This is a genomic window from Streptomyces caniscabiei (assembly GCF_014930365.1).
Lineage (GTDB): Bacteria > Actinomycetota > Actinomycetes > Streptomycetales > Streptomycetaceae > Streptomyces > Streptomyces caniscabiei.
The window spans coordinates 44260-71250 of record NZ_JABXWI010000005.1; the positions used below are offsets into that span (position 1 = coordinate 44260).

Genomic DNA, 26991 nt, shown 5'->3' on the forward strand with positions numbered 1-26991 from the left:
CGGCTCAGGTGCGGTCGTGGCTCTCCGCCGAGCGCTCCCACCAGTACGCGAACGTGCGGCGCGGTTCGGGGAGCAGGTCCCACGGGTGGGTCGTCATATGGCGGCCCAGGCGGGCGAAGACGGGGGCGGCCTCGGCCGGGCGGTGGGCGCGGGTGAGGGCGAAGGCGAGGGTGTTGAGGTCGGTGACGGCCTCGGCGTGGGGTGCGGTGCCGACGTCGAACCAGCCCTTGAGGGCGAGGTCGATCTCGTGGACGGACCGGGGCTCGTTCCAGTTGCCGCCGCCCGAGCCGAGGGCGTCGACGGGTGTCGATCCCTGACGGTGGGCCATGAGTTCGACGCGGGCCGCCACCGGGAGCAGGGCCAGCGGCGAGCCGTGGGGCGCGCGGGCGGCGGCCTGCCAGGCGAAGTCCATCATGTCGGGGACCGTCCCGTGGCCGCGCGGGGAGAGATAGCGCAACAGCCGGTGGTAGGACGTCCGGAGCCAGGGGGCCCGGTCGACGGCCTCCGTCCACACGGGCACGGCGTCCCTGACCGGTACGGCACAGGTGTCCATCAGCGACAGCAGCGCGAGCCAGGGCGTGGGGTCGTCGGGGCAGGCCTCGGCGGCGCGGAGGCAGGAGTGTTCGGCGCGGCGGACGGCGGCCCGGTCGGTGGCCGGGGCGCGGTACGACTCGACGAAGGCGCGCAGGGTGAGGGCGTCGCCGTCCTCCGGGCGGTCGGCCGTCCAGCGTTGGGGGACGGCGGCGGGGAGGCGTCGGGCCAGTACGGCGACGCGGTGCGCCCGGCGGTCCCAGTCGCGGCCGGTGGCTCGGAGGAGGTCGGCCACGGGTTCCCATGGGGGGCGGGTGCGGCCGGCGCCGAGGCCGTGGAGCTGGGGGGTGGGGCGGAGTTCGGTGAGCGTCCTGTGCAGGGGGTCGTCGTCGAGTTCGGGGCGGATCAGCAGGGAGGGTCGGCGTCTCAGCATCTCTGGATCCGGGGGTCGGAGGGGGTGGGTTCGGGTGCGTCGGCGGGTGCGTTGCGGGGTGCGTTGCGGGGTGCGGGTCCGGTGGGGCTTCTCGCGCAGTTCCCCGCGCCCCTGAAAAGCAGGGGCTGGGCTTTTAGGGGCGCGGGGAACTGCGCGACCAGCCCCCACGCACCCGCACCCGACAACGCACCCTGGGCCGGCTCAGCACGGGGCCGTGGCTCTCAGCAGCAGCGGCCCTCCGGGTGTTCCTCTCTCCGCCGGGTCCGCAGGGTGTCGTACTCCCTGCGGGTCGGGAGCGGGGCCTTCGGGTGGTGGCGGCGCCGACGCTCGCAGTAGCGGTCGTACTCGGCCTCTCCGGTGAGTTCCCGGAGGTACCAGCGGACCCCTCGGGCCCAGCTCCGGACGGTCATCGGCGGGCCCCCACCAACTGCTTCTCGGTCTCGTCGTCGTCGATGCGGGACTCGACGTACGGGGCCTCGGTCGACGGCAGGGGCACCGGGGACCGTACGGCGCGGACGCAGACCACCGCGCAGTTGACCAGCACCGTGAGGACCAGCAGCAGGAAGATCGCCATGATCACGCCGTCGACCGTGTTGTTGGTGACGATCGTGTGCATGTCGTCCATGTTCGTGGCGCCGGGCAGGAGTTCGCCCTTGTCGATGGCCGCCGCGTACTTGTCGCGGAGGGCGAAGAACCCGATCGCGGGGTTGTCCGAGAAGATCTTCTGCCAGCCGGCGGTGAAGGTGACGGCCACGTCCCAGGCCAGCGGGATGCCGGTGACCCAGGCCCAGCGCAGCTTGCCGGACTTGATCAGGACGGTGGTGGTGACGGCCAGGGCGACGGCGGCGAGCAGCTGGTTGGCGATGCCGAACAGGGGGAACAGCTGCTTGATCCCGCCGAGGGGGTCGGTGACACCGGCGTAGAGGAAGTACCCCCAGGCGCCGACGACCAGGGCGCTGGTGATCCAGATGCCGGGCTTCCAGGTGACGCGGCCGATCGGCTTCCAGACGTTGCCGAGCATGTCCTGGAGCATGAAGCGGCCGACGCGGGTGCCGGCGTCCACCGTGGTGAGGATGAACAGGGCCTCGAACATGATGGCGAAGTGGTACCAGAAGGCCTTCATCCCGGCGCCGCCGAAGACTCCGGCGAAGATCTCCGACATGCCGACGGCGAGCGTGGGCGCGCCGCCGGAGCGGCCGACGAGGGTCTCCTCCTCGACGGCCTTGGCCGCCGCGGTGAGCTGTTCCGGGGTGATGGTGAAGCCGAGGTTCTTGACCGCCTCGGCGGCGGTGTCGACGGTCGGGCCGAGCAGCGCGGCCGGGGAGTTCATGGCGTAGAAGAGGCCGGGCTCCAGCACACAGGCGGCGATCAGGGCCATCACGGCGACGAAGGACTCCGTGAGCATGGAGCCGTAGCCGATCAGCCGGACCTGGGACTCCTTCTGGATCAGCTTCGGCGTGGTGCCGGAGGAGACCAGGGCGTGGAAACCGGACAGGGCGCCGCAGGCGATGGTGATGAAGAGGAAGGGGAAGAGGGAGCCGGCGAAGACGGGTCCGGCGCCGGTGTGGGCGAACTCGGTGACCGACTCGGCGCGCAGGTTCGGGGCGGCGACCACGACGCCGACGGCCATCAGGGCGATGGTGCCGACCTTCATGAAGGTGGAGAGGTAGTCACGCGGGGCCAGCAGCATCCACACGGGCAGCACGGAGGCGACGAAGCCGTAGCCGACCAGACAGAAGACCAGGGTCTCGGGGCTCCAGACGAAGTACTCGGCGAGCGAGGAGTCCTGGATCCAGCCGCCGCCGAGGATGGCGAGCAGGAGCAGGGCGACGCCGATGAAGCTGGTCTCGACGACCCGGCCGGGGCGCAGGTAGCGCAGGTAGAAGCCCATGAAGAGGGCGATCGGGATGGTCATGGTGACCGAGAAGGTGCCCCAGGCGGACTCGGCGAGGGCGTTGACGACGACCATCGCGAGGACCGCGAGCAGGATGATCATGATGGCGAAGACACCGATCAGCGCGGCGGCGCCGCCGACCTTCCCTATCTCGTCGCGGGCCATCTGGCCGAGGCTCTTGCCGTCCCGGCGCATGGAGAGGAAGAGGACGATCATGTCCTGCACCGCGCCGGCGAAGATCACGCCCGCGATGATCCAGATGGTGCCCGGCAGATAGCCCATCTGGGCCGCCAGCACCGGTCCGACCAGCGGGCCCGCGCCGGCGATGGCGGCGAAGTGATGGCCGAACAGCACCCGCTTGTCGGTCGGGTGGTAGTCGACGCCGTCCTCCAGCCGTTCGGCGGGGGTGGCCCGGGTGTCGTCGACCTGGAGGACCCGGCGGGCGATGAACCGGGAGTAGAAGCGGTATCCGATCGCGTACGAGCCGAGGGCCGCCATGAGCAGCCAGACGGCCGAGATCTCCTCACCCCGGGAGAGGGCGAGCACGGCCCAGCCGATCGCCCCGACGAGGGCGACACCGATCCACAGCGCGATCGATTTCGGTGACATGCGTGGCTTTTCCGGCGCCTCGCGACCGGATTCGGGCATGGCTGACGTAGACATGGCGGCTCCTGACCTCAACGGGGTACGGCAGGGAAGGGAAGAAAAGGGGAGGGTGCGGCGGCGGCTCAGCGATGTCGGTCGCGGTGCCCGGCGGAGCGTCGCCGCTCCGTCAGCGCGTACGCGGCGAGCAGGCAGAGGCCGCAGCCCGGCACCCAGGCGAGCTGGTACCAGTAGAAGAACGGCGTGCCCGCGAGCCGTGGTGCGGCACCGGCGTACCAGGGGACCCACAGCAGGCCCGCGGCGGGCGCGAGGAGCAGTACGGCGATCGCGACGCGCCGTAGCCGGGGGTGACCGGTCTGTGCCATGACCTGCTCTCCTCTCCCGCTTCCTGGGGGTCTGTGCAAGAGTTGCCCACTCGCCGGGATCGGTTGACAGCGAATTTCCAGAAGATTTCCCGCCGATTCCGTGTCATCCGGATCGGCCGTCCCCGCAACCAACAGGCGAGGGCCCAGGCACACCAAGGACGGTGACCCATGGCGGACGCTGCCATGACCGCGACGTTCCTCGCCGTGATCGGCGGAGCGTCGCTGCTCGCCGTCACCGCGCGCCGGCTGCGGCCCAGCGACCGGCTGCCCTCGCTGGAGGGCTGGGCGCTGGCCGACCGCGGCCTCGGTCCCGTGTGGACCTGGCTGCTGCTCGGCGGCACGATCTTCACCGCGTACACCTTCACCGCCGTCCCCGGCCTCGCGTACGGCAACGGGGCGCCGGCGTTCTTCGCGGTGCCGTACACGGTGATCGTCTGCCCGCTGGCTTTCGTCCTGCTGACCCGGCTGTGGGAGGTGGCCCGGCGGCACGGATACGTGACGGCCGGGGACTTCGTGCGCGGCCGGTACGGTTCGGCGCCGCTCGCCCTGGTGGTGGCGCTGACCGGGATTCTCGCGACGATGCCGTACCTGGCGTTGCAGCTGCTCGGCATCAGGGCGGTGCTGACGGCCGGGGGTGTCTATCCGAAGGGCGCGGCCGGTGACCTGGTGATGGTCGCGCTGTTCGCGGGCCTCGCGGTGGCGACGTACCGGCACGGGCTGCGGGCGCCCGCGGTGATCTCGGCGCTGAAGGCGGTGGCCGTCTTCGTGTCGCTGACCGCCGTGTGCTGGCTGGTGCTGGAACGATTCGGCGGCCCGGGCGCGGTCTTCGAGGGAGCGGCCCGGCGGCTCGGCGGCGCCGGCGTCGAGGAGTCCGCGCTCCTCCTGGCGCCCGAGCAGCAGCCCGCCTACGCCACCCTCGCACTCGGCTCGGCGCTGGCCCTGCTGATGTATCCGCACGTACTGACCGCCGGGTTCGCCGCCGACGGGCCGCGCACGGTCCGCAAGGTCGCCGTGGCGCTGCCCGCCTGGACGGGGCTGCTGGCCCTCTTCGGCTTCCTCGGGGTCGCGGCGCTCGCGTCGGGCGTGCGGGCCCCCGAGGGCGGTGCCGAGGCGGCGGTGCCGATGCTGGTGGACCGGCTGATGCCGGGCCCGCTGGCCGGACTGGTGTTCGGCGCGATCACCGTGGGCGCGCTGGTCCCGGCGGCGGTGATGTCGATCGCGGCCGCCACGGGCTTCGTCCGCAACGTGTACGTCGAGTACTTCCAGCCCACCGCCACGCCCAAGCGTCAGGTGCGCATCGCCAAGGTGGTGTCGCTGACGGCGAAGGTGGGGGCGGTGGCGTTCGTGTTCGGCCTGCGCGACCAGGACGCCATCAACCTCCAGCTGCTCGGCGGGGTGTGGATCCTCCAGATCTTCCCGGCGGTGGCGGTCGGCCTGTTCACCGGGCGGCTGCATCCCCGGGCGCTGCTGGCGGGGTGGGGCGTGGGCATGGTGACCGGCACTTTCCTTGTGGTGCGCGAGGGGTTCTCCTCCATCGTGCTGCTGGGCGGCGGCTCGCTGGAGATCTACGCCGGGCTGCTCGCCCTCCTGCTCAATCTGACCGTCGCCGTCACCGGCACCGCGGTCCTCGAACGGCTCGGTGTCCCGCGCGGCGCCGACGCGACCGACCTACCGTCCCGCCTGACCGTCAGGCGGCGCCCCGAGACGGGAGCGAGCAACCCGTGAGACGCAGAACGCACATGCGTATGCCGGTGGCCCCGGCGGCTTCCGCACCGCTGACCGCCACCGACCCTCCGGGGCAGGTGCCGGCTCCGCCCGCCGTCGAGCCCCCGGCCCCCCGGGCCGACGCCCTGGTCCCCCGCCCCGCGCCGGCCCCGGACTCCCCGCCGGTCCCGAACCCCGCGCTGCCGCCGGGCGCCCTCGGGGACCCCGCCGACGTGGAGCGCGAGGCGGGGGTGGCCCGGCTGTTCGAGCTGCACTACTCCTCGATGCTGCGGCTCGCGGTGCTGCTGGGCGCGGACGACCCCGAGAACGTGGTGGCCGAGGCGTACTACCAGATCTACCGCAAGTGGCGGCGGCTCAGGGACGCCGAGGCGGCGGAGGCGTACCTCCGCTCCACCGTCTGCAATCTGACCCGGATGCGGATACGGCACCTCCAGGTCGCCCGCCGGCATGTGGAGCTCCCGGTGGTGGAGGAGCCGGTGGCCTCCGCCGAGAGCACCGCGCTCCTCCACGACGACCAGCGGGTGCTGATCGGCGCGCTCCAGCAGCTGCCCGCCCGGCAGCGGGAGGCGCTGGTGCTGCGCCACTGGCTCGGGCTGAAGGAGAGTGAGATCGCGGCCGCGATGGGCATCTCCTGCGGCTCGGTCAAGACCCACACCGCACGCGGCCTCGCCGCCCTCACCCAGGCGATGGAGGCCCGGCGATGAACGACACCACCGGAAACGACACCGGCCAGGACCGCACCGAGCGGGAGCTGGCCGCGGCGCTCGCGGCGCTGGCGGGCGGCGTGCACGCCGCGCCGGACGCGTACCGGACGGCCCGGGGGGACTGGCTCCGCCGTGAGCGCCGGCGGCGGCTGGTGCTGGCCGTCCTGATGCTGGTGGTCTTCACCGTCGCCACCTTGATCGGCCTCTGGGTGCTCAACCAGGCCCCCTCCGGCTCCGGGGTGATCTTCTCGGGGGTGGGAGGGACGACGGCGGGGACGGGGCCGGGCTGACGGGGCCGGGCTGACGGGGCCACGCCCTCCGGATCCCGCCGGACTGATCACCCCCGGCCCCGGGAACCCGACCCCCGTGCATCCCCACATCGAGGACTACGCCCTGATCGGTGACCACCAGACGGCCGCGCTGGTGAGTCGCCACGGTTCCGTCGACTGGCTCTGTCTGCCGCGCTTCGACTCGGCCGCGTGCTTCGCCGCGCTGCTCGGTGACGAGGAGAACGGCCACTGGAGGATCGCGCCCGAGGAGGGCGGCACCTGCACGCGGCGCTCCTACCGGCACGACTCGCTCGTGCTCGACACCGAGTGGGAGACCGACGACGGCGCGGTACGCGTCACCGACCTGATGCCGCAACGCGACCGCGCCCCCGACGTCGTACGGATCGTGGAGGGCCTGTCCGGCCGGGTCACGATGCGCAGCACCCTGCGCCTGCGGTTCGACTACGGCTCGGCCGTTCCCTGGATGCGCAGGTCGGACGGCCATCGCGTGGCGGTCGCCGGCCCCGACTCGGTGTGGCTGCGCAGCGAGCCCCGGGTGCGGTCGTGGAGCGAGGACCGGGCCACGTACGCGGAGTTCACGGTGGAGCCGGGCGAGAAGGTCGCGTTCGTGCTGACCTGGCACCCCTCGCACGAGCCCCGCCCCCGCCTCGTCGACCCGTACGAGGCGCTGGAGACGAGCCTGCACGACTGGCGGGCCTGGGCGGCGCGCTGCCGCTACGACGGCCCGCACCGCGACACCGTGGTCCGCTCGCTGATCACCCTCAAGGCCCTCACCTACGCCCCCACCGGCGGCATCGTCGCGGCGGCCACCACCTCCCTGCCGGAGGAGATCGGCGGCGTCCGCAACTGGGACTACCGGCACTGCTGGCTGCGCGACTCCACCCTCACGCTCGGCGCGCTGCTGTCCTGCGGCTACCAGGAGGAGGCCGAGGCCTGGCGCGACTGGCTGCTCCGCGCGGTCGCGGGCGACCCGGCCGACCTGCAGATCATGTACGGCCTCGCCGGTGAGCGCCGCATCCCCGAGTACGAGCTGCCATGGCTGTCCGGCTACGAGGACTCGCGCCCGGTCCGGGTCGGCAACGACGCCGTACGGCAGTTGCAGCTGGACGTGTACGGCGAGGTCATGGACTCCCTGTTCGTGTCCCGGCGTTCGGGCCTCCCCGACAAGCCCGACATGTGGCGGATGCAGTGCGCGTTGATGGAGTACCTGCGGACGGCCTGGCGCAAGCCGGACGAGGGGCTGTGGGAGGTGCGCGGGCCGCGTCGCCACTTCACCCACTCCAAGGTGATGTGCTGGGTCGCCGCCGACCGGGCCGTCCGCACGCTGGAGGACGACCCGACCCTGACCGGCGGCGACCTCGAGGGCTGGCGGGCCCTGCGCGACGAGATCCACCGCGAGGTCTGCGACCGCGGCTACGACGCCGAGCGGGGCACGTTCACCCAGTCCTACGGCTCCCGCGAACTCGACGCCGCGCTGCTGCTCATTCCGCTGATGGGCTTCCTGCCGCCGGACGACCCCCGGGTGGTCGGCACGGTCGACGCGATCCGCGAGGAGCTGTGCCACGAGGGGTTCGTCCGCCGCTACGGCGCCGACCACCGCACGTCGGCGACCGGCTCGGTCGACGGGCTGCCGGGCGGCGAGGCCACGTTCCTCGTCTGCTCGTTCTGGCTGGCCGACGCACTGCGTCTGACCGGCCGCACACAGGAGGCCCGCGACCTGTTCGAACGGCTGGTGGGGCTGGTCAACGACGTGGGCCTGCTCGCGGAGGAGTACGACCCGGTCGCGGGCCGTCAGCTGGGGAACTTCCCGCAGGCGTTCAGCCACGTCGGTCTCGTCGGCACCGCCCTCGCCCTCTTCGACGGGGAGAAGGCAGGATAGGGGCCATGGATCTTGGGCTGAAGGACCGTGTCTACATCGTCACCGGGGCGACCCGCGGACTGGGCAACGCGGTCGCGCGGGAACTCGTCGCCGACGGCGCGAAGGTGGTCGTCACGGGCCGCGAGGAGGAGACAGTGGCCGCGGCGGCCGCGGCGCTCGGGGCGAACGCGGTGGGTGTCGCCGCCGACAACGCGGACCCGGAGGCCGCCGGGCGGCTGATCGCCGCCGCCCGTGAGCACTTCGGGCGCTTCGACGGCATCCTGGTCAGCGTGGGCGGACCGGCGCCGGGCTTCGTCGCCGACAACACCGACGAGCAGTGGACCACCGCGTTCGAATCGGTGTTCCTGGGGGCGGTGCGCCTGGCGCGGGCCGCGGCCGAGGAGCTGGGCGAGGGCGGGGTCATCGGCTTCGTGCTGTCGGGGTCGGTGCACGAGCCGATCCCCGGGCTGACCATCTCCAACGGGCTGCGGCCGGGGCTCGCCGGGTTCGCCAAGTCGCTGTCCGACGAGTTGGGGCCGCGCGGCATCCGGGTGGTCGGCCTGCTCCCGGCCCGTATCGACACGGACCGGGTGCGGGAGCTGGACGGGATGTCGGCGGATCCGGAGGCGACACGGGCGGCCCACGAGTCCCGGATCCCGTTGCGGCGGTACGGGCGGCCGGAGGAGTTCGGGCGCGCGGGGGCCTTCCTGCTGTCTCCGGCCGCGTCCTATCTGACGGGGATCATGCTGCCGGTCGACGGTGGGATGAGGCACGGGTTCTGACGGTCGTCGGCGATCGTCAACTGACCCTCTCCGCCCGGTGTCCGGCCCCTCGCAGCCGGACCTCCGCCGGCAGCGCGGCCAGTCCCGCCGACTCCCTGGCGTGAGCCAGTGCCTCGGTGGTCAGCGTGTGCAGGGCGTCCCCCGGGTTCACATGGGGCTGGAGGAGGAGGCGGACCCTGGCCTCGGGGGCGGTGCGGCGGCCGGTCAGCCGGGCGTGGGCGCGTGCGACGCCGTCGGAGCCGGCCGCCTCGGCGGTGAGGACGCCCTCCAGCGCCCGCCCCCGGAGCAGCGCGCCCTCGCCGTCGCCGGTGTCGACGAGCACCTCGGCGAGGCGGTGGCGGCGCAGCACGGCTGTCAGCCACCACAGCGCGAGCAGGACGAGGACGGCGAGCACCGCGATCACGGTGGGCCACCACCAGCCCGAGTCGCGCCAGCGGGTCCGGTCGGCGTCACTGAGCAGCACGTCCCCCCGGCCGTCGTAGGGCCACCAGGAGGGCGGGGCCACGCCGAGCCCGACGGCGAGGACGGCGCCGCCGACCACCACCAGGACGAGCCCGACGACTCCGAGCAGCACGCGGTTGACGATCCTCAGCATCGCGGGTCACCCCTTCCGGCCGGGTCGGCGGACATGCACCGAGAGGGCGGGGGGCCGGGCCAGGCCCAGGCCCCGGATGCCGTCGGCGAGCGTGACGTCCAGGTCGGCCCGGACGTCGTCGAGTTCCCGGAAGTGGGACACCGCGCGGACGTCGACCCGCTTGCGTCCCGCCCGGACCCGTACGGACCGCACGCCGGACACCTCCATGGCCCGGTCCCGCAGGGCCAGGGCGGCGGCGTCCCGGTGCAGTCCGGCCCGGACGTGCGGGTGGACGCGCCGCATGGGCAGGACGTCACGCAGCCCGGGGGTCGCGGCCAGCACCAGCAGCCAGAGGCCGAGGAGGACGGCGACCGCGGCGCCGACGAGGACCCAGATGTCGTCGAGGGGCCGCTCGGCGAGTTCCCGCGCCAGCGAGCGGCGCCATGCCATGGCGGGCCGGTCGGCGCGGACGGCGACGACGTCGTAGAGGAGGAGGCCCGCGCCCGCGAGGAGGAGCACCGCGAGGACGGCCGCGGGGACTCTGCGCGCGGACCAGAAGCGCCGCTCGCCGCCGCTCTCGCCCTTCCCCCCTTCGGGGGCGGTGGGCGGGTGGTAGGCGGAGGCGGACGCGGACTGGTCCGGATCGCGGCCGGCCGCCTCGCCGCCGGCGGCCGCGTCGTCCGAGACCGCCTCGGCGGCGGCCTTTTCGATGACAGGTAGGCGTCGCGTGGTGCCTTCGGTGCCGTGGGGTTCGCTCATCGCGTCCTCCCCTGTGCCACGTCGTGGGCGTGTGCCAGGTGCAGCCGTTCCACCTGGACGGCCACCTCCGTCACGCGCATTCCCGCCAACGCCCCTACCCGCTCGGTGACATGACGACGCACCGCAGCGCACTGGCCACCGATGTCCGAGGGGTAGAGGAGCCCGAGCGTGACACGGACGCGCGCGGTCTCGTGAACGACGACGACGGTGGCGTTCGGGGGCGCGGTGGCGGGCGCCGGCGCCACCAGTGCCTCGCGCGCCGCCTGGGCGGCGATCTTCGCGACCACCCGGTCGGCGATCCGCGTCGCCCCTCGCCCACCGGGCGCCACGGCCTCCGCCGACGGCGTCCGGCGCGCCGTCCACGTGTCCTGCGTCTCCTGCGTCTCCTGCGTCTCCTGCGTGTGAGGGGAACGGCCGCTGTCCGCCGGGGTCATCGGCGTCGGTCGTCACGCGGGCGGAAGAAGTCGCGCAGGTCCAGGTCCCCCTCCAGGAACCGGCCGACGACGAAGCCGACGGCGCCCAGCGCCGCCACCAGCAGGAAGGCTCCGAATCCGCCGAAGTATCCGGCGAAGCCCAGCGCCATCCCGGCGACCATGCCGATCACGGCCAAGCTCATGCTGCGCTCCTAGCGACTCGAGCCCGCTCACTGCAGCCGGGACTCCGGCTCCTCGTCCTCCTCGTCCGGCAGCTTCACGTCGCTGACGGCGATGTTGACCTCGACGACCTCCAGGCCGGTCATCCGCTCGACGGCCGCGATGACGTTCTCGCGCACATCACGGGCCACGTCGCTGATGGACACCCCGTAGTCGACGACGATCTCCAGGTCCAGCGCGGTCTGCACCTCGCCGACCTCCACTTTCACACCCCGGGTCACGGACTTGGCCCCGCCGGGGACCCGGTCGCGCACGGCCCCGAAGGTCCGGGAGAGCCCGCTGCCCATGGCATGCACACCCACCACTTCCCGCGCGGCGAGTCCGGCGATCTTCTCCACGACGCCGTCGGCGATGGTCGTACGCCCACGGGCCGCCGGATCGCCGCCGCCGCGCCGGGTGGTCCTGCGCCCGACCTGCGTCGGCTCCTTGGTGGTGTCGGGTCCTTCCGTCCGGTTCCGCTCCGTCATGTCAGTCATGCCGTCAGTCCCTTCCGGTCGTCCCCCCTCAAGCCCACAGTAAGCGCGGTTGCGGCGCCGCGCGCCGGGGATGCGGCAGGCTGGAGGAATGACGGCGGACGGTTGGACGAAGGCGGTACGCCAGCAGCTCGGGCTCGGCCGGGTGCTACCCCTGGGCGGCCCGCACGACGGCACATGGATCACCGAGAGCGCGGCCGTGGCGGCCCTCGGCCGCACGGCGGCGGCCCTGCGGGGGCTCAGCCTCGACCGGCTCCGAATCGAGCCGGCCGACTCCGGTGCGAAGGAGGGTGAGGAGGGTGAGGGCGCGCATGAGTACGGTCACGACACGGCCGTGCCCCCGCCCCCGAGTGCCCTGCCGCCCGGTCCGCTCCGGATCACGGCCGATCTCGCGGCCATGGCGGGCCCGGCCGCCGAGCCTCTCCCGGCCACGGCGGCCCGTCTGCGCACGGCCCTGTTCACCGCCGCCCGGGAACGCCTCGGACTGACGGTGACCGAGGTGGACCTCCGGGTGACGCGGCTGCTGGAGGCCGACGCGGTGCCGTCCGGTCCGGCGCCCGCACTACCGCCCTCCGCCGCCGCTCCGACAGCGCCGGCCGGCGACGACGAGGAGTCCCGCGTGGCCGCGGCGGCGCTCTCCGTCCCCGGCGTCGCCCGTCTGACCGGCGCACTCGGAGGGCTCGGGGGTCCCGGCGGCGTCGGCCGCCCGGTCGACATCGCCGCGGGGCCCGCGCTCCCCCGCCGCCATGTCCGCGTTGAGCTGGCGGTGACGGAGGAACGGCGTGCGCTGGACGTGGCCCGCGAGGTACGCGGGGCGGTGACCGTCTGCCTGCCGGACCACCCCTCGGTGGCGGTGCTCATCACAGCGATCGGCACCTGACCCCGCAGCCGGCCGGAAGGACCGGCCGGCTTACTCGCCGATGCCCGCGAGATCCCGCAGGCGCCGGGCCTGGGCCGCACGCTCGGCCGCCCGCTGCTCGTCGTACCCGCGGTCCTGGGCACCGCGCAGCAACGCCTTGGTCTCGACGACGGCGTCCCGGGGCGCGGTGACCAGTGCACCGACGAGGTCGCGCACCGTGGCGTCGAGCTGGTCGGCGGGTACCGCGAGGTTGGCGAGGCCGATCCGCTGGGCCTCGTCCGCCTGGACGAACCGTCCGGTGAGGCAGATCTCCAGCGCGCGGGCGTACCCGACGAGGCTCACCAGGGGGTGTGTCCCGGTGAGGTCGGGCACGAGTCCGAGGCTGGTCTCGAGCATGGCGAACTGCACGTCGTCGGCGACGACGCGCAGATCACAGGCGAGAGCGAGCTGGAAGCCGGCACCGACGGCGTGCCCCTGCACGGCGGCGACGGACACGATGTCGTTGCGCCGCCACCAGGTGAACGCCTCCTGGTACTCGGCGATGGTCGCGTCGAGCCCGGCGTCGTCACGGCGCGCGAGATCGATGAACGACGGCTCCCCTTCGATGCCTTCGGGCGTGAACATCTGCCGGTTGAGTCCGGCGGAGAACGATTTGCCCTCGGCCCGCAGCACGACCACACGGACGGAGCCCGGCACCGACCGCCCGGCCTCGGCGAGGGCCCGCCACAGGGCGGGGCTCTGCGCGTTGCGCTTGGCCGGATTGGTCAGCGTCACCGTGGCGACGGTGTCGTCGACGGTGAGCCGTACGCCGTCCTTGTCGAGCAGCGGTTCGAGCGAAGCCATGGTTACGCCTCCGATGGGTGCGGTCAGCAGAGCGAGGGAACCTCGCCAAGTGACTGCACAGTAACCACCCGGTCGATCTGGGGTCCCCCCAGGTCCCTTGAGGGCTCTGGGGGACGACCGACCGGGTGGCCACCATCGAAGCCGATGGGCCGCCCGGCGTCAGGCCGAGGCGGCTTTCTTGCCCCGCGTCGCGCCGCCACGCCCTCGGAGCGTGACGCCCGACTCGCTGAGCATCCGGTGTACGAAGCCATACGAGCGGCCGGTTTCCTCGGCCAGCGCCCGAATGCTCGCACCGGAGTCGTACTTCTTCTTCAGGTCTGCCGCGAGCTTGTCGCGCGCGGCGCCGGTAACCCGGCTGCCCTTCTTCAGAGTCTCGGCCACCCGGTCCTCCTCATGGGAAGTGCGCTCTGGTCTCCTCATGATCACCCCTCCGGGGCGGGTTGGCCACCCATTCGGCAAGGTCCGTGCGACAAGGTTGTGACGACAGGAGCGCGTCCCCACGAGCGGAATGTGTGATTCCGCCCGGTCGTGTCCGTACGGCCGAACGGGTTGTTCCGTGAAGCCCCAGGTCAGAGACGCACGACGGCCGAGCCCTTCGCACAGAAGGGCTCGGCCGTGAAATCGATGTAGGACACACCTCAGTACGAGGAGATCTCACACAGATGATGGATCACCGATGGGCCGAATGATCCAGCGGCAGTTGATCAACCGATTCGATCAAGCGAGCGCGACGAGATCCGCGTAGTCCGCGCCCCACAGATCCTCGACGCCGTCCGGCAGCAGGATGATCCGCTCGGGCTGGAGCGCCTCGACCGCGCCCTCGTCATGGGTGACGAGGACGACCGCGCCCTTGTAGGTGCGCAGGGCCCCGAGGATCTCCTCGCGGCTGGCGGGGTCGAGGTTGTTGGTCGGCTCGTCGAGCAGGAGGACGTTGGCGGAGGAGACCACCAGGGTCGCGAGCGCGAGACGGGTCTTCTCACCGCCGGAGAGGACACCGGCGGGCTTGTCGACGTCGTCGCCGGAGAACAGGAACGAGCCGAGCGTCTTGCGGATCTCGACCAGGTCCAGGTCCGGGGAGGCGGAGCGCATGTTCTCCAGGACCGTGCGCTCCGGGTCGAGGGTCTCGTGCTCCTGTGCGTAGTAGCCGAGCTTGAGGCCGTGGCCCTCGATCACCTCGCCGGTGTCGGGCTTCTCGACGCCGCCGAGGAGGCGGAGCAGGGTGGTCTTGCCGGCGCCGTTGAGGCCGAGGATGACGACCCGCGAACCCTTGTCGATGGCCAGGTCGACGTCGGTGAAGATCTCCAGCGAGCCGTACGACTTCGACAGGCCCTCGGCGGTGAGCGGGGTCTTGCCGCAGGGCGCGGGCTCGGGGAAGCGCAGCTTGGCGACCTTGTCGGAGACCCGGACCGCGTCCAGGCCGGCGAGCAGCCGGTCGGCCCGCTTGGCCATGTTCTGCGCGGCGACGGTCTTGGTGGCCTTGGCGCGCATCTTGTCGGCCTGCGAGTGCAGCGCGGCGGCCTTCTTCTCGGCGTTCTGCCGCTCGCGCTTGCGGCGCTTCTCGTCGGCCTCGCGCTGCTGCTGGTACAGCTTCCAGCCCATGTTGTAGACGTCGATCTCGGCGCGGTTGGCGTCCAGGTAGAACACCTTGTTGACGACCGTCTCGACCAGGTCGACGTCGTGGGAGATCACGATGAAGCCGCCGCGGTAGGTCTTGAGGTAGTCCCGCAGCCAGATGATCGAGTCGGCGTCGAGGTGGTTGGTCGGCTCGTCGAGGAGGAGGGTGTCCGCGTCGGAGAACAGGATGCGGGCCAGCTCGATACGGCGGCGCTGACCGCCGGAGAGGGTGTGCAGCGGCTGGCCGAGCACCCGGTCGGGCAGGTTGAGCGCGGCGGCGATGGTGGCGGCCTCGGCCTCGGCGGCGTACCCGCCCTTGGTGAGGAACTCCGTCTCCTGGCGCTCGTACTGCTTCAGCGCCTTCTCGCGGGTGGCGCCCTGGCCGTTGGCGATCCGCTGCTCGTTGTCGCGCATCTTGCGGATCAGTGCGTCGAGGCCGCGGGCGGAGAGGATGCGGTCGCGGGCGAGGACGTCGAGGTCGCCGGTGCGGGGGTCCTGCGGGAGGTAGCCGACCTCGCCGGAGCGGGTGATGGTGCCGCCGGCCGGGATGCCCTCGCCGGCCAGGCACTTGGTGAGAGTGGTCTTGCCGGCGCCGTTGCGGCCGACCAGACCGATGCGGTCGCCCTTGGCGATGCGGAAGGTGGCGGACTCGATGAGGACGCGGGCACCGGCGCGCAGCTCGACGGCGGAGGCGGAGATCACGGACAGACTCCAGGGCGGATCGGGGGTGGCGGGTGGGCGGCTGAGGACGTTCCCGCCGTCTAATGCGCGAGGAGAATGGCCATGAGCCGATTCTAACTGGGGCCGGCAAGCGGTTTTCCGCCCGTATGACAAGGGATCACGTGGCCTCGGTCACCGGCTCACGAGGAACGGAAGACGGACCCGGACGACGGACCGGACGACGGAGAGGTCGTGATCGGTATGGCGGGAAAGGGCGACGGACGCCCGAGCATCTGCCCGACGCTGCTCTACGCGGACGCGAAGGCCGCCGTGGGGCAGCTCACGGAGGCGCTGGGCTTCACCGAGGTGGCGGTGTACGAGGGCGAGGACGGCATCGTGCGCCACGCCGAGCTGGCGCAGGGCAACGGCGTGGTGATGCTCGGTTCCAAGGGCAGCGGCAGCGTCTTCGACGGCGCGATGAAGGGCGCGGGGCCCACCGGGGTGTACGTCGTCGTGGACGACGTGGACGCCCACCACCGGCGGGCCGTGCAGCACGGCGTGGAGATCCTGATGCCCCCGACGGATCAGGACTACGGCTCGCGGGACTACCTGGCCCGGGACCTCGAGGGCAACGTGTGGAGCTTCGGCACGTACGCCCCCGGGACGGGCGGCTGACCCCGCCGGCCGGTCCGGTCAGCTGCCTCCGGTGTGCACCTGGAAGGCGGCGCGGCGCACGGCCTTGGCGAGGGCCGGGTCGGGGTGGGCCGCCGCGAGGGCGACCAGCACCTGGACGGTGCGGGGGTGGCCGACCGCGCGGACCTCGTCGAGCAGCGCGGGGACGGTGGCCTGCACGGCGGACTCCAGATGCCGTACGAGCAGGGGTGCCTCGCCGTGGTCGGCGACGGCCGCGGCCGTGTCGACCCAGAGCCAGGTGGACTCCTCCCGGGTGAGGACCTCGTGGGCGTCCTCGGGGTCGGCGCCGTCGTGCTCGGCGAGCCACAGCAGCGCGTAGGGGCGCAGCGGGGTCTCGTCGGCGACGGTGCGGACGTCGGGCTCGGCGGGGGCGCCGACGACCCGCAGGGCCTCGAAGGCGAGGCCGCGGATGAGGGCGTCCTCGCCGCGGGCGGCGGCGATGAGTTCGGTGACGGCGCCGCCGACGGGGCGGGCGGCGAGCCAGGCGCGGTACTCGGCGCGGGCCGCGTTCGGGCGGAGCTGGGCGCAGCCTCTGAGCATGTCCTCGGCGGAGACCTCGATGTTGCCGGCGGGGCTCTGCGCGGCGACACAGATCTGTTCGAGCTTGACCCAGACCGCCCAGCTGCCGAGCGGGGTGAGGGTGGCCTGGCCGTCGCCGTAGGTGAGGGCGCCGACGGAGGCGAGGGCGCGCAGGGACCAGTCGAGGAGCGGGGCGAGGGGGGTGTCCTCGGCCGTGGGCTCCGCGCCGGACCCGGGATCGGGCTGCGGGCCGTAGGGGACCTCGCAGCGCTCGGTGCGCAGTTCGGTGACGCGCTGCTCCAGGAGGTCGAGGAGCTGCTCCACGGGGACGGGCCCGGCGGAGAGCTGGAGGAAGGAGAGGACCTGGGGCATGGCCGAGACGACCTCGGCGACCGCCGCGGGTTCCCGGTCCTCGGGCTCCGGATAGGCGATGGACCAGGCGTCGAAGAACGCGACCCAGCCGCGCAGCACGGCGCTGTCGTCGCGGTTCCAGGCGCGCAGGCGCCAGCCGGGGCGCGCGCTGTCGCCGTGCACCTCGATCAGGCCGGCCAGACGTGCCGTGTCCCAGTCGTGGCGTACCTGAGCCGGGGTCAGCCCGAGGTCGGCGGCGGCCCGTTCGCCGGTCGCCGCGGAGAGGGTGCCCTTGCCGTCGGGGCTCGCGCCCTCGCGGCCCGGGCGCAGGGCGGCATCGGCCCAGCGGGCGACGCGGGCCGCGTCAGCCAGGACGGCGCGGGCCATGCGGGCGAGTTCCACGGGCGGCGGTGTGCCCTCCGGGGGCCGGGGAGCCGGTCGGCGGCGCTGGGTCACTGCTGCTCGGGGAGCGGCGGCCAGGGTTCGCGGGCTGACGAGTCGGAGCCTGGAGTCGCGCGGATTACGGGACGTCACGGGGGCAGTCTTCCGGTTGACGGTCCGAAAACCCAAACGGAATGTCACAGCGGGCGACAGGGGTGGCCAACGCACGGGTTTTCCCAGGGGTCCGCACCGAGGAGGATCGCCTTGGTTCGACACTAAACGGAATGTGGCGTACCTCTCTCCGGCGGGGCGGTGCGCGGCCCCTCCCCCGCTCTGCCGCCGGTCGGCCGCGGGCCGCTAGATCAGCGGGGTGAGGAAGCGGCGGAGGGTCTCTTCGTAGGTCTTGGGGTCGGCGTTCCACATGGCGCCGTGCGGGGCGTGACGGACCGTGCGGAGGGTGACCCGGTCGGGCCGGCGGGCGGCGAGGCGCCGGGAGGGGCCCCAGGGGGCGACGGTGTCGTCGGGGCCGTGGAAGATCAGGGTCGGTGCCCCGAGCCCCGAGGGGTCGCCGTCCTGGTGGGCGGGGGCGACGCCCAGTCCGGTGCGGCCCTGGGCGGCGCGGACCGCGAGGGGCAGCAGGGCCCCGGGGGTGCGGCGGGCGGCGGCGAGGGCGCGCAGGGTGGCGGTCCAGTCGAGCACCGGCGAGTCCAGGACGAGTCCGGCGACGCGGTCGCGCAGCGCGGAGCGGGTGGCGGCGCGCAGGGCCATGGTGGCGCCGGTGGACCAGCCGAGCAGGACGACGCGTTCGGCGCCGAACCTGACGGCGTGCCGGACGGCGGCGTCCACGTCGCGCCACTCGGTCTCGCCGAGGTGGTTCAGGCCGTCCGGGGAGCGGGGGGCGCCCGGGTCACCGCGGTAGGCGAGGGTGAGCACCGGGAAGCGGTGGCGGTGCAGGAACTCCATGACGTTCATGGGGTGTTCGCGGGTGGTGCCCAGGCCGTGCACGGCGATCACCCAGATGTCGCGGTCCGCGGGGGTGAACCAGGCGGGCAGGGTGCCGAGTTCACCGGGGATCTCGACGTCCTCGTGGTCGAGGCCGAGCGCGGTGCGCGGGTCGCCGAGGTGGAGGGTGGGGGTGAGCCACACCTTGTCGCCGGGCTCCAGGGTGCCGTGGGTGACGCGCTCCAGGCGGCGGACGACCGCGTCGGGGGCGTGCGGGGCGCCGTCCAGGACACCGCCGACGACCGCGTGGGCGCCGTGGCCGGTGAGGCCGTAGGTGCCGGGGCGCTGGGAGGCGAAGGCGCGGGTCAGGGCGATACGGCCGGCGGCGGTGGCGTGCACGGTCAGCCGGGGTTCGGTGGGCAGCGGTTCGCCCGGCGGTGCCTTCAGCGCGACATCGCTGGCCAACCGGCCCGCTGCGACACTGGCCGCACCGGCCGCGAACGCGACCCCGACCGCGGCGACGGCCGCTTTGACTGCACCCACCCCTCCAGTGTCCCGGCGGACCCCGCCTCCGGCCAGTGGGCACCGACCGGGGAGTGACCGGAGGGGCGAGGACGGCGAAGAGAGCCGCACGAGGCGGTCGACGCCACGACGGAGAAGCTCGGGCGGGAAGTGGCGCGGCACTAGGTCGGCTGGCCGTAGTCGCGGAGGTGGGTGGCCACTGTCGTCAGTTGGGCGGGGGTGAGGAGGTGGGGGGTGCGGTCCGGGAGCGAGGACGCCGTCAGCCAGACTCTGCACATCCATTCGAGCTGGGCCGTGCGGTCGTAGGCCTCCGTGAGGGTGCTCCCGTAGGTGATCGTGCCGTGGTTCTGGAGGAGACAGCCGCTGCGCCCCGTCAGAGCGCGGAGCATGTTCTCGGCCAACTCGGCGGTGCCGTAGGTCGCGTAGGGGGCGACCCGGACCGGTCCGCCGAGGGCGGCGGACATGTAGTGGATCAGCGGCAGCTCGCTCACCAGCGTGGAGACGGCCGTCGCGTGGACCGCGTGGGTGTGGACGACGGCACGGGCGTCGGTCGTGCCGTGGATCGCCAGGTGCATCGGGAGCTCGCTCGTCGGGCGGAGCGTGCCGAGGACCTGCCGGCCGGAGAGGTCCACACCCGTCACGTCGTCCGGGGTCAGGCGGTCGTACGGGACACCCGTGGGGGTGACCAGGACGGTGTCCCCGACACGCACGGACACGTTCCCCGAGGTGCCCACGACCAGACCGTCGGCCACCGTCCGGCGGGCCGTCGCGACGAGTTCGTCCCACGCCCGCGCCACGTCTTCCGGCACGCCCTGCGCACCCGCCGCACCGCGCCGCCGCGCGTCCCGCTCGCCCTGCTCGCCCTGCTCGCCCCGCTCACCCTGGGCGTTCCCCTGTTGTTCGACCATGCCGCGATCCTGCCAGGCGGCCGGCGCGCGGACGGCTGGACGCTTCCGTCGGCGCTCGACATCGCATACAACCCTTACGACCGGAAGCGGAAGTGCCACGGCCTGAGCGACGCCGCGACGGTCGGCTGGATCACGTCGTTCAGCGACGAGGTCAGGCGCCGCATGGGCCGTCGCCCGGTGATCCGCACGACCACCCGCTGGTGGGGAACCTGCACCGGCGACGGCGCGACCTTCGGCTGGAAGCACGCCGCGGGGTTAGCGGATCTTCCCGTTCCGCCTCCGTTCGAAGGGCGGACGGCCGCCCTCTGCGGCCCGGGCCGCCCGGCGGCCGGAAAGCGGAGTGGCGACACCTCGTTCATTACACCCGCGCGCCTGCCTCAGTTCATCTTCCGTTCACCCAGGTTGCCTACGGTCCACATGCCACTGACGTCCGAAAGAAGCTCGGGTAAATGGAAAACTTCTCGCTGATCCTCGCGATCGTGGTCATCACCGCGCTCGCGTTCGATTTTACGAACGGTTTCCACGACACCGCCAACGCGATGGCTACCACCATCTCGACCGGCGCCATGAAGCCCAAGGTCGCGGTGGCCATGTCCGCCGTGCTCAACCTTGTCGGCGCGTTCCTGTCCATCGAGGTCGCCAACACCATCTCCAAGGGACTCGTCGACGAGTCCGGGATCCAGCCAGAGGTCATATTCGCGGCGCTCGTCGGCGCCATCCTCTGGAACCTGCTGACCTGGCTGGTCGGTCTCCCGTCCAGCTCCTCGCACGCTCTGATGGGCGGCCTCGTCGGCGCCACCATCGCCTCGGTCGGCGTCACCGGTGTGCACGGCGACGTGCTCGTCACCAAGGTGCTGATCCCCGCCGTCGCGGCCCCGCTGGTCGCCGGCATCGCGGCGATGCTCGCCACCCGGCTGACGTACAAGCTCGGAGAGCACACGAGCGAGAAGGCGTCCGGCAAGGGCTACCGCGTCGGCCAGATCGCCTCCGCGGGCCTGGTCTCGCTGGCCCACGGCACGAACGACGCCCAGAAGACCATGGGCATCATCACCCTCGCCCTGGTGGCCGGCGGCGTCCTCGCGCCCGACTCCGACCCGCCGGTGTGGGTCATCGTCTCCGCCGGTCTCGCCATCGCACTCGGCACCTACCTGGGCGGCTGGCGCATCATCCGCACGATGGGCAAGGGCCTGACCGACCTCCAGCCGCAGCAGGGCTTCGCCGCCCAGACCAGCGCGGCGACGGTCATCCTGGCCTCCTCGCACCTCGGCTTCTCGCTCTCCACCACGCACTCGGTCTCCGGTGCGGTGATGGGCGCGGGCCTCGGCCGCAAGGGCGGGGTGGTCCGCTGGTCCACCGCGACCCGGATGTTCGTCGCCTGGGGTCTGACCCTGCCGGCCGCCGCGCTGGTCGCCGCGCTCGCCGAATGGGTGACGAGCTTCGGCAGCTGGGGCACGGCCGTCGTCGCGGTCTTCCTCATCGCCTCCAGTGCGGCGATCTGGGTGATCTCGCGCCGCGAGGTCGTCGACCACACGAACGTCAACGACACCGAGGAGCCGCCCGGTGTGGTGACCACGGCGATGGCCGCCGTGACCCCGCCGCCCACCGCCGCCGTGGCCGAGGAGCTCACGGCGACCATCCCCGCGGCGGCCGCGGCCGCCGCAGAGACCACGGCCCCGGCGAACTCGTCCGCGCCGACGCCCGCCGTCTGAGCCCCGCGACCTCCTGAGGAAGATCACCATGCACATCGACTGGGCAGCCCTGGGCTCCGTCTTCGGAGTCAGCCTCGTGGTCACCGTGGCCCTCGTCGGCCTCTTCACCCTGGGGATCGTCGGTCTCTCCAAGCGGGAGGCCGCGACCACCGCGGGCACCTCGCCCGCGCTCGCCACGACAGCGGCGTACGCCTGCTTCGCGGCCTGCACGGCGGCGGTGGGTTACGGGATCTACCTGATCATGGCCTGAGGCCCCGGCACCCCCTCCCACCTCGCACGACACATACAGACAAACCCCTCGTACCGTTTGACCCGGTACGAGGGGTTTGTCTATTGTCCACACAAAGCCGTGACCCTCGTCGAAATGACATATGTCATTGAGGAGGTGTCTGTACGACGATATCCAATCGGCGTAAGCTATCAGATACATGCCGATTCGACGATGGCCACCCGACAGCTGAACAGGGGAGCGCCATGCCCAGGGACATCGATCCGAGCCTGAATCGACGCAGGCTCAGAGTCGAACTGCGCAAAGCCCGCTACACACGCGGGCTGACCAAGCAGCAGACCGCGGACGCCCTGGAATGGTCACTGTCGAAGATCATGCGCATCGAGGCCGGCACGGTCGGAGTCAGCGTCACCGACGTCCGGGCACTCATCCAGCAGTACGGGATCACGGATCCGGCGCTGGTGAACGAGTTGGAAGAGGCCGCGCGGGGCTCGAAGGGGCCGTCGTGGTGGGCTCCCTGGGGGAATCTGGTCTCCCAGCCGTTCGCCCAGTACCTGGGCTACGAGGGGGCGGCGACCTCGCTCCGCATGTACAACCCCATCGTGCTCCCCGGCCTCCTGCACACCGAGGACTACGCCACCGCCCTGCTCTCCCCCACGTCGGAGCCCACCGATGTGCGCCGCTCGGTGGAGCTCCGGCTCGCCCGGCAGGAACGGCTGATCCACTCCGACTCCGGCCCGCGCATCGACATCGTCCTGGACGAGGCCGCCGTACGGCGGGTGATCGGCGGCCCTCGCGTCATGCGACAACAGCTGGACCACGTGAAGGCGCTGGCCGGGCGCCCCGGCATGGGCATCCGGCTCCTGCCGTTCACGGCGGGGGCGCACTTCAGCACCCTCAGCCCGTTCATCCTGCTCGGGTTCAGGGACGACGACGACCTGCTCTACCTGGAGGGCCCCAACGGCGGGTTGTCCAACCGTGAGGATCTCGATCTCACGGTCCGCCACCAGGAGTGCTTCGCGGACATCAGCGACCTCGCGTACGAGGGCGACCGGATGATCGAGTTCCTCGACACGGTCCGGGAGAGCCTGGACAACGACTGAGCACCGGGCCGGGACGCCCGGCGGAATCGGGGGGAGGGCCCATGGCGGTCTTCGGATGGCACGAGTGGTGGAGGCGGCTGACGGCGCGCCGAACCGTTCCGGGCGGCGGGGACCCGGACGCCCCTCCTCCGGGTGACCCCCCGGAGACCGGCGGTCCGGGCCGGCTGGACGACTGCACGCTGAAGGCGTACGCCATGCAGGAGGCGGAGTGGGCGGAGGCGCTCATCCGGGTGGAGAGCGCCCGGGTCGACGGCGAGATACGGCTCCTGTCCACCCGCCTGTTACTGGGCACGTTCTGCGCCAGCGTCCTGCTGCTGAGCATCGCCGTGGCCGGTCGGGTCGTCCCCACGACCCGGTTCGACGCCACCGCACCGCTCGCCACGGCGATCACCGGCGCGATCGCCGCCGCTCTGCTCACCTCGCTCGCGGCGGGCATCGGCAGGGTGCTGCGCGCCCGTGCCGACGCCGGGCGGCCCGGCGGCCTCAGCGTTCCTCCGGCCCCCGCGGCCGAGCCCCGACCAGAGCCCGGTCCAGGGCCCTCAGCCGCTCCGTGACCGGGGTGAGCCCCCACCACAGGCCCGCCCCCGTCGCGATCAGGGCGGTCACCACCAGCCAGACGACACCCCGCGCCTCCGTCCCCGGCACCAGCAGGGCGGCGAGAGCTCCCACCCCTACGGCCAGGACTCCGGCGACCGTGCTGAAGAGCACCAGCGGGGCGGCGGCGGACAACAGCGTCCGCCGGTCCCTCGATGCCCGCGCGCGCGCCGAGGCGGATCCCTTGGTCCGATCGTCCATCGCGTGTACCTCCCGTCCCCCGAACGGTTCTTCAGGAGCCGTCCGCTCCCGGGTCCACAAGCCCCGCCAGAAAACCACACCACGCGCTGTGACGGAAGGAGAGCACAGCGTTCTTCTTCGAGTTCGAGTCACGCACCAGAACCCGCCTCTCCCCGAACGCCGCCTCCACGCACAGGCCGGCGTCGCCCGAATAGCTGCTCCTGATCCAACTCCGCGCCGAGAACTCCCTGTCGGACACCCTGACCTCCACCTCACAAGTCAGCGCGCCGACACGCGTCCACCGCGACGACCCGAGCGCCGTGGCCGGCCGCTGCCGCTCGTCGGCGCTCAGTCTTCGTACTGCCGTTCCCTCAAGTGTTCCCGTCCGAGGCCGTGGAAATGAGCGCAGAAAGAGCCGATTCGGGCGTCTGGCGATATTTCAGCGATGTGGGGCTGAGCACACCCCTGCGCCGCAGGTCAACAGCAAGTTGACGGGTCTTCCGGGGGCGTGGTGGACTGCCGGGGCCATGTACGACGGCAGGAGAGGAAGCCGGTGGAAGTCCGGCGCGGTCCCGCCACTGTCACCGGGGAAGAACCTCCCGGGAGCCAGGAACTCTCGCCGTCGGTCTCGTCGAACCAGGGCGTGGACACCCTGAGTGAGGACATATCGCCATGTGCGGCTGCCGTTTGAGTCCCAGCACCGGATCCCCGTCCGACCTCGCGACCGGCTGAACCCGTGCGTGCCGATCGCGTCTTCGCGTACGGCGCCACCGCCGGACTCCTCGGTGATCTGCTGCTCGGCGATCCTCGCCGGGGGCATCCGGTCGCCGTGTTCGGGCGGGCGGCCGGTGCCGTGGAGCGGGTGCTGTGGCGGGACCACCGGGGGTGGGGCGCGCTGCACACCGCCGTGTGCGCGGGAGGCGCCGTGGCGCTCGGGGCCGTCGCCTCGACTGCCGTACGGCCGTCGCGCGCGGCCTCCGTCGCGTTGACCGCCGCCGCCACCTGGGCCGTCGTCGGGGGGACTTCGCTCGCGCGGGAGGCCCGGACGATCGGGCGGTCCCTCGACGCGGGGGACATGGAGTGCGCGCGGGCCCGGTTGCCCCATCTGTGCGGGCGGGATCCGCAGGCCCTCGACCGGGACGGGATCGCGCGGGCGGTCGTGGAGTCCGTCGCCGAGAACACCTCCGACGCGGTGGTGGGGGCGCTCGTGTGGGGTGCCGTCGCGGGTGTGCCCGGGCTGGTGGGGTTCCGGGCCGTCAACACGCTGGACGCCATGGTCGGCCACCGGTCGGAGCGGTACCGGCGGTTCGGCTGGGCCTCCGCACGGCTGGACGACGTGGCGGGGTGGCCGGGGGCCCGGCTCACGGCGGTGCTGGCCGCCGCCTCCGGTGGGGACGCCCGGGGGGCCGTACGGGCTTGGCGCGCGGACGCGGACAGGCACCCGAGCCCCAACGCGGGGCCCGTGGAGGCGTCGTTCGCGGGGGCGCTCGGAGTGCGATTGGGGGGCACGTTGTCGTACGGGGGGCGGGTCGAGCACCGGCCGGTGCTGAATGGGGAGGGACGCGCCGTCGAAGTGGGGGACATCGAGCGGGCCGTGCGGTTGTCCCGGCGGGTCGGGTGGCTGGCGCTGGGGATCGGTGCGGGTGTGTCGCTGCTGCGGTCGAGGAGGCAGGGATGAGTGGCGGGCTGCTGGTCGCCGGGACGACCTCCGACGCCGGGAAGAGCGTGGTGACCGCCGGGATCTGCCGGTGGCTGGTGCGGCAGGGGGTCAGGGTCGCGCCGTTCAAGGCGCAGAACATGTCGCTCAACTCCTTCGTGACGAAGGAGGGCGCCGAGATCGGGCGGGCGCAGGCCATGCAGGCGCAGGCGTGCCGGGTCGAGCCCAGCGCGCTCATGAACCCGGTGCTGCTCAAGCCCGGGGGTGAGCGCAGCAGTCAGGTCGTGCTGCTCGGGAAGCCCGTGGGCGAGATGAGCGCGCGCGGCTATCACGGCGGGCGGCAACAGCGCCTGCTCGGGACCGTGTTGGAGTGCCTCACCGAGCTGCGGGGCACGTATGACGCGGTGATCTGCGAGGGGGCCGGCTCTCCGGCCGAGATCAATCTGCGGCGGACCGACATCGTCAACATGGGGATCGCCCGCAACGCCGGGCTGCCCGTGCTCGTGGTCGGCGACATCGACCGCGGTGGGGTCTTCGCGTCGTTCTTCGGGACCGTCGCGCTGCTCTCCCCCGAGGACCAGGCCCTCGTCGCCGGGTTCCTCGTCAACAAGTTCCGCGGGGACGTCTCCCTGCTGGAGCCGGGGCTCGACATGCTGCACGGGCTCACCGGGCGGCGGACGTACGGCGTGCTGCCGTTCCGGCACGGGCTCGGGATCGACGAGGAGGACGGGCTGCGGGTCTCGCTGCGCGGGACGGTCCGCGAGTCGAACGTCGCGCCGCCCGTCGGGGAGGACGTGCTGCGGGTCGCCGTGTGCGCGGTGCCGCTGATGTCCAACTTCACCGACGTGGACGCGCTCGCCGCCGAACCCGGTGTCGTGGTGCGGTTCGTGGACCGGGCCGAGGAGCTGGCCGACGCGGACCTCGTCGTCGTGCCGGGGACCCGGGGCACGGTGCGGGCGCTGGAGTGGCTGCGGGAGCGGGGGCTGGCCGACGCGCTCGTGCGGCGTGCCGCCGAGGGGCGACCGGTGCTCGGGATCTGCGGGGGGTTCCAGGTGCTCGGGGAGCGCATCGAGGACGAGGTCGAGAGCCGGCTCGGGCGGGTGGACGGGCTCGGGGTGCTTCCCGTGCGGGTCCGCTTCGCCGTGGAGAAGACCCTGACCCGGCCCGTGGGCAAGGCCCTCGGTGAGCGGGTCGAGGGGTACGAGATCCATCACGGGGTCGCCGAGGTCCTGGGGGGCGAGCCCTTCTTGGACGGGTGCCGGGTGGGGCAGACCTGGGGCACGCACTGGCACGGGTCGCTGGAGTCGGACGGCTTCCGGCGGGCCTTTCTGCGCGAGGTGGCGGCGGCTTCGGGGCGGCGGTTCGTGCCGGCCCCCGACACGTCGTTCGCCGCGCTGCGCGAGGAGCAGCTCGACCGGCTCGGCGATCTGATCGAGGAGCACGCGGACACGGACGCGCTGTGGCGGCTCATCGAGTCGGGCGCGCCGACGGGGTTGCCGTTCGTGCCGCCGGGGGCACCGGGGGTGCCGGGATGAGGGCGCCGGGTCGGTTCCGCCGGGAGAGCCGGGGGAGGGAGCGTCGTC

At 72.8% G+C, this 26991-nt stretch carries 31 protein-coding genes and 1 riboswitch; of the genes, 14 read left to right on the top strand and 17 right to left on the bottom strand.

Annotated elements, in window-relative coordinates; translation table 11 throughout:
• Positions 1-4 precede the first annotated feature (4 nt).
• From HW837_RS15290 to HW837_RS15305, 4 genes are all read right to left on the bottom strand, one after another.
• Positions 5-964, bottom strand: coding sequence for a hypothetical protein (locus tag HW837_RS15290; protein ID WP_093788483.1), 960 nt, complete (start codon positions 962-964; stop codon positions 5-7).
• A 221-nt stretch (positions 965-1185) separates the two neighbouring features.
• Entirely contained in the window at positions 1186-1374 is a 189-nt protein-coding gene (locus HW837_RS15295) for a YbdD/YjiX family protein (RefSeq protein WP_045560816.1), read from the bottom strand.
• The gene (locus tag HW837_RS15300) at positions 1371-3521 is read right to left on the bottom strand and encodes a carbon starvation CstA family protein (protein ID WP_045560817.1); all 2151 of its coding nucleotides are present in this window, start codon (positions 3519-3521) and stop codon (positions 1371-1373) included. Before HW837_RS15300 ends, HW837_RS15295 begins: the two co-directional genes overlap by 4 nt.
• 65 nt (positions 3522-3586) lie before the next feature.
• Complete coding sequence (locus tag HW837_RS15305) at positions 3587-3826, bottom strand: DUF3311 domain-containing protein (RefSeq protein WP_045560818.1); 240 nt, start codon at positions 3824-3826, stop codon at positions 3587-3589.
• A gap of 168 nt (positions 3827-3994) precedes the next feature.
• On the opposite strand from HW837_RS15305, the gene HW837_RS15310 reads away from it, so the two are divergent.
• From HW837_RS15310 to HW837_RS15330, 5 genes are all read left to right on the top strand, one after another.
• Positions 3995-5551: a sodium:solute symporter family protein gene (locus HW837_RS15310; protein WP_193381628.1), complete on the top strand. Its 1557-nt coding sequence runs from the start codon at positions 3995-3997 to the stop codon at positions 5549-5551.
• Complete coding sequence (locus HW837_RS15315; protein ID WP_193381627.1) at positions 5548-6255, top strand: SigE family RNA polymerase sigma factor; 708 nt, start codon at positions 5548-5550, stop codon at positions 6253-6255. The genes HW837_RS15310 and HW837_RS15315 overlap by 4 nt, the downstream gene beginning before the upstream one ends.
• Complete coding sequence (locus HW837_RS15320; protein WP_045560820.1) at positions 6252-6545, top strand: hypothetical protein; 294 nt, start codon at positions 6252-6254, stop codon at positions 6543-6545. The genes HW837_RS15315 and HW837_RS15320 overlap by 4 nt, the downstream gene beginning before the upstream one ends.
• 76 nt (positions 6546-6621) lie before the next feature.
• Positions 6622-8424 (top strand): glycoside hydrolase family 15 protein, encoded by a 1803-nt coding sequence (locus HW837_RS15325; protein ID WP_193381626.1) that lies wholly within the window; start codon positions 6622-6624, stop codon positions 8422-8424.
• Between the two features lie 5 nt (positions 8425-8429).
• Positions 8430-9185, top strand: coding sequence for an SDR family oxidoreductase (locus HW837_RS15330; RefSeq protein ID WP_086803828.1), 756 nt, complete (start codon positions 8430-8432; stop codon positions 9183-9185).
• A 16-nt stretch (positions 9186-9201) separates the two neighbouring features.
• On the opposite strand, the gene amaP is transcribed toward HW837_RS15330, so the two are convergent.
• Genes amaP through HW837_RS15355 form a run of 5 tightly spaced genes read right to left on the bottom strand, consistent with a single transcriptional unit; the run spans position 9202 to position 11647 of the window.
• Positions 9202-9780, bottom strand: coding sequence for an alkaline shock response membrane anchor protein AmaP (gene amaP, locus HW837_RS15335; protein WP_093788475.1), 579 nt, complete (start codon positions 9778-9780; stop codon positions 9202-9204).
• Positions 9781-9786: 6 nt separating this feature from the next.
• Positions 9787-10518 (bottom strand): DUF6286 domain-containing protein, encoded by a 732-nt coding sequence (locus HW837_RS15340; protein WP_093788473.1) that lies wholly within the window; start codon positions 10516-10518, stop codon positions 9787-9789.
• On the bottom strand, positions 10515-10952 hold the full coding sequence (locus tag HW837_RS15345) for an Asp23/Gls24 family envelope stress response protein (RefSeq protein WP_196789051.1): 438 nt from the start codon (positions 10950-10952) through the stop codon (positions 10515-10517). The genes HW837_RS15340 and HW837_RS15345 overlap by 4 nt, the downstream gene beginning before the upstream one ends.
• Entirely contained in the window at positions 10949-11134 is a 186-nt protein-coding gene (locus HW837_RS15350) for a hypothetical protein (RefSeq protein ID WP_045560825.1), read from the bottom strand. Before HW837_RS15350 ends, HW837_RS15345 begins: the two co-directional genes overlap by 4 nt.
• A gap of 27 nt (positions 11135-11161) precedes the next feature.
• The gene (locus HW837_RS15355; RefSeq protein WP_045560826.1) at positions 11162-11647 is read right to left on the bottom strand and encodes an Asp23/Gls24 family envelope stress response protein; all 486 of its coding nucleotides are present in this window, start codon (positions 11645-11647) and stop codon (positions 11162-11164) included.
• Between the two features lie 88 nt (positions 11648-11735).
• Between HW837_RS15355 and HW837_RS15360 the strand changes: the two genes are divergently transcribed.
• The gene (locus tag HW837_RS15360; protein ID WP_193381625.1) at positions 11736-12524 is read left to right on the top strand and encodes a nucleopolyhedrovirus P10 family protein; all 789 of its coding nucleotides are present in this window, start codon (positions 11736-11738) and stop codon (positions 12522-12524) included.
• A gap of 30 nt (positions 12525-12554) precedes the next feature.
• On the opposite strand, the gene HW837_RS15365 is transcribed toward HW837_RS15360, so the two are convergent.
• From HW837_RS15365 to abc-f, 3 genes are all read right to left on the bottom strand, one after another.
• On the bottom strand, positions 12555-13346 hold the full coding sequence (locus HW837_RS15365) for an enoyl-CoA hydratase/isomerase family protein (RefSeq protein WP_045560828.1): 792 nt from the start codon (positions 13344-13346) through the stop codon (positions 12555-12557).
• 159 nt (positions 13347-13505) lie between these two features.
• A complete protein-coding gene (locus HW837_RS15370; RefSeq protein ID WP_006123601.1) occupies positions 13506-13727 on the bottom strand; it encodes a helix-turn-helix domain-containing protein in 222 nt (73 codons plus the stop codon).
• A gap of 336 nt (positions 13728-14063) precedes the next feature.
• Positions 14064-15662 carry a ribosomal protection-like ABC-F family protein gene (gene abc-f / locus HW837_RS15375; protein WP_045560829.1) on the bottom strand — a complete coding sequence of 533 codons (1599 nt, stop codon included), beginning with the start codon at positions 15660-15662 and terminating at the stop codon, positions 14064-14066.
• Between the two features lie 219 nt (positions 15663-15881).
• Between abc-f and HW837_RS15380 the strand changes: the two genes are divergently transcribed.
• A complete protein-coding gene (locus HW837_RS15380) occupies positions 15882-16295 on the top strand; it encodes a VOC family protein (RefSeq protein ID WP_107073795.1) in 414 nt (137 codons plus the stop codon).
• An 18-nt stretch (positions 16296-16313) separates the two neighbouring features.
• Here the strand turns inward: HW837_RS15380 and HW837_RS15385 are convergent, their stop codons facing one another.
• From HW837_RS15385 to HW837_RS15395, 3 genes are all read right to left on the bottom strand, one after another.
• Positions 16314-17717 carry a hypothetical protein gene (locus HW837_RS15385; protein WP_177261683.1) on the bottom strand — a complete coding sequence of 468 codons (1404 nt, stop codon included), beginning with the start codon at positions 17715-17717 and terminating at the stop codon, positions 16314-16316.
• Between the two features lie 204 nt (positions 17718-17921).
• The gene (locus tag HW837_RS15390; protein ID WP_193381624.1) at positions 17922-19049 is read right to left on the bottom strand and encodes an alpha/beta hydrolase family protein; all 1128 of its coding nucleotides are present in this window, start codon (positions 19047-19049) and stop codon (positions 17922-17924) included.
• A 140-nt stretch (positions 19050-19189) separates the two neighbouring features.
• Entirely contained in the window at positions 19190-19936 is a 747-nt protein-coding gene (locus HW837_RS15395; protein ID WP_045560832.1) for a class II aldolase/adducin family protein, read from the bottom strand.
• Here HW837_RS15395 and HW837_RS50350 point away from each other — a divergent pair.
• The 5 genes from HW837_RS50350 (at position 19925) to HW837_RS15420 (ending at position 23531) form a co-directional block, all read left to right on the top strand.
• Positions 19925-20404 carry a glycoside hydrolase family 25 domain-containing protein gene (locus HW837_RS50350; protein WP_390623565.1) on the top strand — a complete coding sequence of 160 codons (480 nt, stop codon included), beginning with the start codon at positions 19925-19927 and terminating at the stop codon, positions 20402-20404. The two genes, HW837_RS15395 and HW837_RS50350, sit on opposite strands and share 12 nt — an antisense overlap.
• Positions 20386-21645, top strand: coding sequence for an inorganic phosphate transporter (locus tag HW837_RS15405; RefSeq protein WP_045560833.1), 1260 nt, complete (start codon positions 20386-20388; stop codon positions 21643-21645). Before HW837_RS50350 ends, HW837_RS15405 begins: the two co-directional genes overlap by 19 nt.
• A 28-nt stretch (positions 21646-21673) precedes the next feature.
• Positions 21674-21895 carry a hypothetical protein gene (locus tag HW837_RS15410; RefSeq protein ID WP_033529177.1) on the top strand — a complete coding sequence of 74 codons (222 nt, stop codon included), beginning with the start codon at positions 21674-21676 and terminating at the stop codon, positions 21893-21895.
• A gap of 224 nt (positions 21896-22119) precedes the next feature.
• Entirely contained in the window at positions 22120-22977 is an 858-nt protein-coding gene (locus HW837_RS15415; protein ID WP_093788467.1) for a helix-turn-helix domain-containing protein, read from the top strand.
• A gap of 41 nt (positions 22978-23018) precedes the next feature.
• A complete protein-coding gene (locus tag HW837_RS15420) occupies positions 23019-23531 on the top strand; it encodes a hypothetical protein (protein WP_093788465.1) in 513 nt (170 codons plus the stop codon).
• Here the strand turns inward: HW837_RS15420 and HW837_RS15425 are convergent.
• Together HW837_RS15425 and HW837_RS49600 are read right to left on the bottom strand one after the other, a co-directional pair.
• Positions 23461-23772 (bottom strand): hypothetical protein, encoded by a 312-nt coding sequence (locus HW837_RS15425; protein ID WP_234442704.1) that lies wholly within the window; start codon positions 23770-23772, stop codon positions 23461-23463. The two genes, HW837_RS15420 and HW837_RS15425, sit on opposite strands and share 71 nt — an antisense overlap.
• A 31-nt stretch (positions 23773-23803) precedes the next feature.
• Positions 23804-24022 (bottom strand): DUF397 domain-containing protein, encoded by a 219-nt coding sequence (locus tag HW837_RS49600; RefSeq protein WP_064744319.1) that lies wholly within the window; start codon positions 24020-24022, stop codon positions 23804-23806.
• A gap of 224 nt (positions 24023-24246) precedes the next feature.
• Positions 24247-24389: riboswitch (cobalamin riboswitch) on the top strand.
• A 98-nt stretch (positions 24390-24487) separates the two neighbouring features.
• On the opposite strand from HW837_RS49600, the gene HW837_RS15435 reads away from it, so the two are divergent.
• Together HW837_RS15435 and HW837_RS15440 are read left to right on the top strand one after the other, a co-directional pair.
• The gene (locus HW837_RS15435) at positions 24488-25429 is read left to right on the top strand and encodes a cobalamin biosynthesis protein (RefSeq protein WP_093788463.1); all 942 of its coding nucleotides are present in this window, start codon (positions 24488-24490) and stop codon (positions 25427-25429) included.
• Entirely contained in the window at positions 25426-26943 is a 1518-nt protein-coding gene (locus HW837_RS15440) for a cobyric acid synthase (RefSeq protein WP_045560837.1), read from the top strand. The genes HW837_RS15435 and HW837_RS15440 overlap by 4 nt, the downstream gene beginning before the upstream one ends.
• Positions 26944-26991: the final 48 nt, after the last annotated feature.